5 protein-coding genes and 2 pseudogenes are annotated in these 6428 nt (G+C 74.1%); 6 read left to right on the plus strand and 1 reads right to left on the minus strand.

Features of this window, described 5'->3' with window-relative positions; translation table 11 throughout:
* From ABZ318_RS38580 to ABZ318_RS38600, 5 genes are all read left to right on the plus strand, one after another.
* The coding region (locus ABZ318_RS38580) for a hypothetical protein (RefSeq protein ID WP_356907084.1) at positions 1-491 on the plus strand (491 nt) is incomplete at its 5' end.
* 86 nt (positions 492-577) lie between these two features.
* A complete protein-coding gene (locus tag ABZ318_RS38585) occupies positions 578-1339 on the plus strand; it encodes a MerR family transcriptional regulator (protein ID WP_356907085.1) in 762 nt (253 codons plus the stop codon).
* Positions 1340-1515: 176 nt separating this feature from the next.
* Entirely contained in the window at positions 1516-2091 is a 576-nt protein-coding gene (locus tag ABZ318_RS38590; protein ID WP_356907086.1) for a hypothetical protein, read from the plus strand.
* Between the two features lie 79 nt (positions 2092-2170).
* Positions 2171-3838 (plus strand): rhamnogalacturonan lyase B N-terminal domain-containing protein, encoded by a 1668-nt coding sequence (locus tag ABZ318_RS38595; RefSeq protein WP_356907087.1) that lies wholly within the window; start codon positions 2171-2173, stop codon positions 3836-3838.
* Between the two features lie 91 nt (positions 3839-3929).
* Positions 3930-5432 carry a carboxylesterase family protein gene (locus ABZ318_RS38600; RefSeq protein ID WP_356907088.1) on the plus strand — a complete coding sequence of 501 codons (1503 nt, stop codon included), beginning with the start codon at positions 3930-3932 and terminating at the stop codon, positions 5430-5432.
* Between the two features lie 15 nt (positions 5433-5447).
* Here the strand turns inward: ABZ318_RS38600 and ABZ318_RS38605 are convergent.
* Positions 5448-6335: pseudogene (locus ABZ318_RS38605) on the minus strand (pectinesterase family protein); the annotation flags it as partial.
* Here ABZ318_RS38605 and ABZ318_RS38610 point away from each other — a divergent pair.
* A pseudogene (locus ABZ318_RS38610) lies at positions 6335-6428 on the plus strand (diiron oxygenase); the annotation flags it as partial. The pseudogenes ABZ318_RS38605 and ABZ318_RS38610 sit on opposite strands and share 1 nt — an antisense overlap.

Here is a 6428-nt window from a genome sequence, read left to right on the forward strand (position 1 = left end):
CGGCCGTCGCCGGGGTCGTCGGCCTCGGCGGCCTCGCGGCGACCACCCTGGACGACCGGCCCGCCGGGCCCGCCACGACCCTGCCCGCGCCCGGCCCGACCGCACGGGCGGCCGGCACGATCGACCCCGGCAGCAACCGCTGGTGGGCGCAGAGCGACCTCGCCGTGACGACGGAGTCCCCGGTCGCCGGCCTCACCGTCGAGCTGCGGGTCGCCCGCACCCCCGGCGTCGTGAGCACCGGCCACTGGCGCACCCGGCCCGCCGAGGACTTCACCGTCACGGTGACCGAGGAGCCCCGCGCCCTGGTCTACCGGTGGACCCTCAAGCCGGGCCGTACGGTGCCGCCCGGCCCCCACACCTTCGCCGCCCAGTACAACCACGCCGAGGGCGTACGGGACGCCTCGGCCGACACGTACACCCTCACCCTCACCGGTCCCGACGGCGGCCGCACCACCCTCCGGGGCGGCTTCGGTCCCCGGGGCGGGGCCTGAACGACTTGCGGTTGACGCGGCGTCAACTCCTACGGTCTTCGTACGGGGCCGGAGACACCGGCCCCCGGCGAGGGAAGGACACCGTCATGGCCTGGTCGATCGCTGATGTGGCCCGGATGTCCGGGGTGACCTCCCGGACGCTGCGGCACTACGACGAGGTCGGCCTGCTCGCGCCCGCGTGGACCGCGGGCGACGGGCACCGGTACTACGAGGAGCCCCAGTTGCTGCGCCTCCAGCAGATCCTGCTCATGCGGGAGCTGGACCTCGGCCTGCGCGAGATCCGGGACGTCCTGGACAGCGGGGCCGACCGCGTGGCCGTCCTGCGCGAGCACCATGCCCGGCTGCTCGCGGAGCGGGACCGGCTCGGCACCCTGGCCCGCACGGTCGCCCGCACCATCGCCGAACTCGAGGAAAGCGAGAACCAGGACATGGTGAGCATCAACCGCCCCGAGAACCTCTTCGAGGGCTTCCAGCCCGACCCCGGCATCGAGGCCGAGGCGCGGGAGCGGTGGCCGGAGGCGTACGAGCGGACCCGGCAGGTCGTCGAAGGGATGACCCCCGAGACCACCGAGCAGTGGCAGCGCGAGGCCACCGCCCAGATGATCCGCTTCGCCGAGCACATGGCCGCCGGCACGCCGGTCGACGACCCGGCGGTCCAGGCCGAGGTGGAGGCCCACCACGCGGGCGTCAGCCGCTTCTGGACCCCGAACGCCGAGGCGTACCGGGGTCTGGCCCGGACCTACGCCGAGGACCCGCGGTTCCGCGAGAACTTCGACAGGATCGCCGTCGGCCTCGCCGAGTACCAGCAGCAGGCGATGACCGTCTACGCGGACACCCGCCTGAGCTGAGGACGGCCGGGGCCCGTCCTTCGGACCGGGCCCCGACCCGCGACTCCGGACCGACCCCCCTCTCGCCCGTGCGGCGGAGGGGGTTCGGCCCGGCGGGCGATCCGCCGGCGGCCCGCCGGCGGGATCGTCGTCGGTGACGGGCCGACCGCCGGCCCACCGGCACCGAGGACCGCGCCATGAAGACGCTCTCCCGCAGCGAAGACCGGGTACCGGCCGCTCCAGGCCGGTTCCGCACCGCCTGGCGGGCCGCTCACGAGACCGTACCCGGAGTCTCCCGGCGCGTCCGACTCCTCGCGTACGCCGTGCCCCTCACCATCCTGCCCGCCGGACTCTGGCGGCTCCCCGCGGCCTTCGACTCCGGAATCGGCATCGGCGAGCGGGCGTACGTCGTCTTCCTGTCGCTCTTCTCCGAGGCCGTCGCGTTCACCGCGATCGGGCTCGTCGCCCGCTGGGGCGAAGTGGTCCCCGCCTGGGTCCCGGTCCTGCGCGGACGCCGGATCCCTCCGGCGGCGGTGCTCGTCCCCGCCGCCCTCGGGGCCACGGCCCTCACGCTCCTGTGGACCGTCCTCGCCCTCACCACCCAGCTCATGGGCACGACCATCCGCGGCGACGCCCTGCCCGCCGACTTCCCCAGCGAGGCCGGCGGTTGGGAGGCGGCCACCTTCTACGTCTGCTACGCCCCGCTCGTGCTGTGGGGCCCGTTCCTCGCGGTGCTGACCGTCGCGTACGCCCGGCGGCGCCGGCGGTCCTGACCGTCGCACCCGGCAACCCTTCGCCACCCGGCGGCGACCTACGGGCAACCACACCGCCCGTCGAAGGAGCCGCACGCCGATGAGCCCGTACGACACGTTCCCCCACCCCCTCCGCCGCCGTACCCTCCTCGGCGCGGCGGCCGCCGGAGCCGCTCTCGCCGCCGTCGGGGGCTCCGCCGAGGCCGCCGGGTTCGGCTGGAGCGACGACGGCGGCCAGTACGTCGTCGACACCGGCGCCGGACTGGTCCTCAAGGTGTCCAAGTCGACCGGCGACCTCACCTCCCTCGTCTACAGGGGCAAGGAGTACGAGGGGTACGGAGGCAAGCACTCGCACGTCGAGTCCGGCCTCGGCGCCTCCGCCGTGTCCCTCGCGCAGACCGGCTCCACCGTCCTCGTCACCGTCGTCCACGGCACCCTCCGGCACTACCTGGCCGTCCGCGCCGGACTGAACAACGTCTACCTGTGGACCGACAAGGCCGACACCTCCGTCACCGCCACCCGCTTCATCGCCCGCCTCAAGCCGGGGATCTTCCCCAACGAGGGTCCCGACTCCTGGGTCGAGGGCGCCGACACCGTCATCGAGGCCGGGGACGTGTGGCAGAGGAGCGACGGGCAGACCCGCTCCAAGCACTACTCGGGCGTCCGCGTCATGGACTACGACCACATCGGGTACACCACCGGATCCGTCGGCCTCTGGATGGTCCGCTCCAACCACGAGAAGGCCTCCGGCGGGCCCTTCTACCGGTCGCTGCTCCGCCACTCCAACGAACTCGGCGTCGGGCTCTACGAGATCCTCCACTACAACCAGTCGCAGACCGAGGCGATGCGCTTCGGCCTCCAGGGGCCGTACGTCCTCGCGTTCACCGACGGCGGCGCACCCGACCCGGCGCTCCACGCCGCGAACCACGACACCTCCTGGGTGGACGGCCTCGGGATCCCGCACTGGGTCGGCGCGGCGGGTCGCGGCCGGGTCGCGGGCGTCGGCCTCGCCGGGATGGCCGCGGACCATCCGTACACCGTCGGCTTCGCCAACGCCGACGCCCAGTACTGGACCCGCGCCGCCGCCGGCACCGGCGCCTTCTCCTGCCGGGGCATGCTGCCCGGCACGTACGCCCTCACCGTGTACAAGGGCGAACTCGCCGTCCACACCGGCACGGTGACCGTCACCGCCGGGGCCGCCACCGCGCTCCACACGATCACCCTCGCGAACGACCCGAGCACCGCGCCCGCGATCTGGCGCATCGGCGACTGGGACGGCACCCCCGGCGCGTTCAAGAACGCGGCCCTCATGACGCACGCCCACCCCGCCGACGTCCGGGCCGCGCCCTGGACCGGCAACGTGGTCGTCGACGGCGGGGACGTGACGGGCGCCTTCCCCTGCTACCTCTGGAAGGACGTCAACGACGGCGTCCTCGTGTACTTCAGGCTCACCGCCGCCCAGGCCGCCGCCGCGCACACCCTGCGGATCGGCGTCACGACGGCCTTCCTCAACGGCCGTCCGCAGGTGACCGTCAACGACTGGGTCTCCGCGATCCCCTCGCCCCCGACGCAGCCGTCGACCCGGTCGCTGACCAACGGCTCGTACCGGGGCAACAACCACACCTTCACCTACGTCGTCCCGGCGAGCGCCTGGAAGACGGACCCGGGTCAGTACAACGTGCTCAGGCTGAACGTCGTCAGCGGTTCCTCCGGCAGCGGATTCCTCAGTCCCGGCACCGCGATCGACTGCGTCGACCTGCTGCCCTGACGCCCGGGTCCCGGCATTGACACCGACGGTGTGTGAATCGTCATGATCTTGGTGTTGGTGCCGGTCAGGAGTGCGATGACAAGCTGAGCCCATGGACATCTTCAAGACCACCAGCGGTGCGGTACGGGGTTTCCGGGCGTCCGACGACGTCGTCGCCGTGCTCGGAATCCCGTACGCCGCACCGCCGTTCGGCGCCCGCCGGTTCCGGGAGCCCGCCCCGGCGGAGGCGTGGACCGGAGTGCGGGACTGCACGGCCTTCGGCCCCGTCGCCCCGCAGTCGGCGGAGCTGCCGGGCTCTCCCGCGTGGTCGCCCGGCGACGAGGACGTCCTCACCGTCAACGTCTGGACCCCGGCCCCGGACGGCGGCTCCCTGCCCGTCCTCGTCTGGATCCACGGCGGCGCCTACACCTTCGGCTCCTCGGCCCAGCCCGACCTCGACGGCGGCGCCCTGGCCCGCGCCGGACTGGTCGTGGTCACCCTCAACTACCGGGTCGGCTTCGAGGGGTTCGGGCACGTCCCCGCCGCCGACGGGGCCGCCTTCCCCGACAACCGGGGACTGCTCGACCAGGTCGCGGCGCTACGCTGGGTGCGGGAGAACATCGCCGCGTTCGGCGGCGACCCCGGCGACGTCACGGTCGCCGGCCACTCCGCGGGGGCCGCGTCGATCGCCTGCCTCATGGTGATGGACCGGGCCCGCGGCCTGTTCCACCGCGCCATCGCCCACAGCCCCGCCAGCCCGCACTACCCACGGGACGTCGCCGCCGCGACCACCCGCGAGATCGCCGCCGCGGCCGGCTGCCCGGCCACCGCCGAGGGCCTGCTCTCCGCGACTCCGCAGGCGCTGCTCGCCGCCTCCGACCGGGTCGTCGAGGAGTACCGGCGCGACCCGGCCTCCGGATCCCGCCACTACGACCCCTCGCTCTACGCCCCCGTCCTCGACGGAGACGTCCTGCCCGTCGACCCGCTCACGGGCCTGGCCGCCGGTGCGGGCCGGGGCGTGGACCTCCTGGTCTGCCACACCACGGAGGAGTACCGGCTGCTCGACGCCGTCGGCAGCTGCGCCAAGGTCACCACCGAAGAGCAACTCGCCCGGTTCGCCGAGGACTTCGGGCTTCCCGACGGACTGCTGGACGGCTATCGCGCCGTGCTGCCCGACGCCCCCGTGCTCGACGTCTACCTGGCCGTCTTCGGCGACCTCCTCTTCGGGGAATACGCCCACCGGCTCGTCGAGCAGCACGCCCGGGGCGGCGGCCGGGCGTTCCTGTCCCGCTTCGACCGGCGGCGCACCGGCCCGCACGGGACCGTGCGGGCCTGGCACTGCGCGGACATCCCCTTCGCCTTCGGCAACGTCGACATGGAGTGCGTGACCTTCCTCATCGGCGGCGCCCCCACCACCGCCGACCACGACCTGGCCCGCCGGATGGTGGACGCCTGGGCCGGTTTCGCCGCCACCGGCGACCCGGGCTGGCCCTCGTACGACGACGCCCCGGGGCAGCCGAAGGTGTGGCGGACGGACGAGTGCGACGCGCACGACGTGCCCGCCGCTCCCCGGGAGGTCTGGGAGGGGGCCGAGTTCCCCCTCCTCCGCCCCTGAGGACCGGGCGACCCGTCAGACGCGGGGCCGTCGCGGCGTCCAGTCGCCCAGGTACGCCGCCCGGGTCACGGCCCCGGCCCCGGCGGGATCGAGCTGGGGGCGGTTCTCCGGGACCGTGACCGCGGCGCCCGGGCCGGTGTTGCGGTACTCGGCGAAGCGCTGGTCCTGCCACGGGTGGGCGTCCCGCATGTTCGCGTACGGGGCGACGGCGTCGATGCCGGGGCCGAGGACGCTGTCCCGGACCACGAGCGACGGCCAGGCCGTGGGGTCGGAGCCCGGCACCCAGGGCCTGGCCAGCTTGTAGAAGCCGTCCGGTGCCTCGCTGGTGATCCGGCAGCGGGCGGCGAGGAAGCCGTACGGGTTGCCCCGGGCCGTGGACGGCGCGAAGACGAAGCCGTACGGGGCCGCGGCCAGGTCCGGCCGGAGCAGCGTCCGGAAGTGGCAGTGCTCGAAGACCGCCCGGGCCCGGCCGAAGACGAAGTCGACGTCGCCCTCGACGTAGCAATGCGCGAAGTACTGCCGGGCCACGGCGGCGAGGCTCATGGAGTCGGCGTACAGGGTGTCCTGGTGGCCGAGGAACCGGCAGCGGAAGAAGGCCGACCGGTCGCCCTGCGCCTTCAGCGCGACGGCCTGGGTGCCGGGGTTCCCGGGGAGGTCCGTGCGGAGGAAGTCGTTGGCGAAGGTGACGTCCTGCGCGGTGAAGCCGTCCGCCTGGACGGTGGTGGTCGCGGAGCCGGACGTGCCGTGGGTGCCGCCGCCGGGCCGGGGCGTGCCGGCCGCGTTGGCGTACACCACGACGACGTCCCGGGGGTCCCCGCTCGCGCCGATCCAGGTCATGTCCGTACGGTCGGGGCCGACGACGACCGTCTCGCGGTACGTGCCGGGGGCGAGCACCAGCGTCCGCCAAGGACCCCACCGACCCCCGGTTCCAGTGGGCCCTCACCGAGATCGCCGACGAGTGCCGCCACTCCATCATGTTCGCCCGGGGCGCCCAGA

It is taken from the genome of Streptomyces sp. NPDC006197 (assembly GCF_040613865.1).
Lineage (GTDB): Bacteria > Actinomycetota > Actinomycetes > Streptomycetales > Streptomycetaceae > Streptomyces.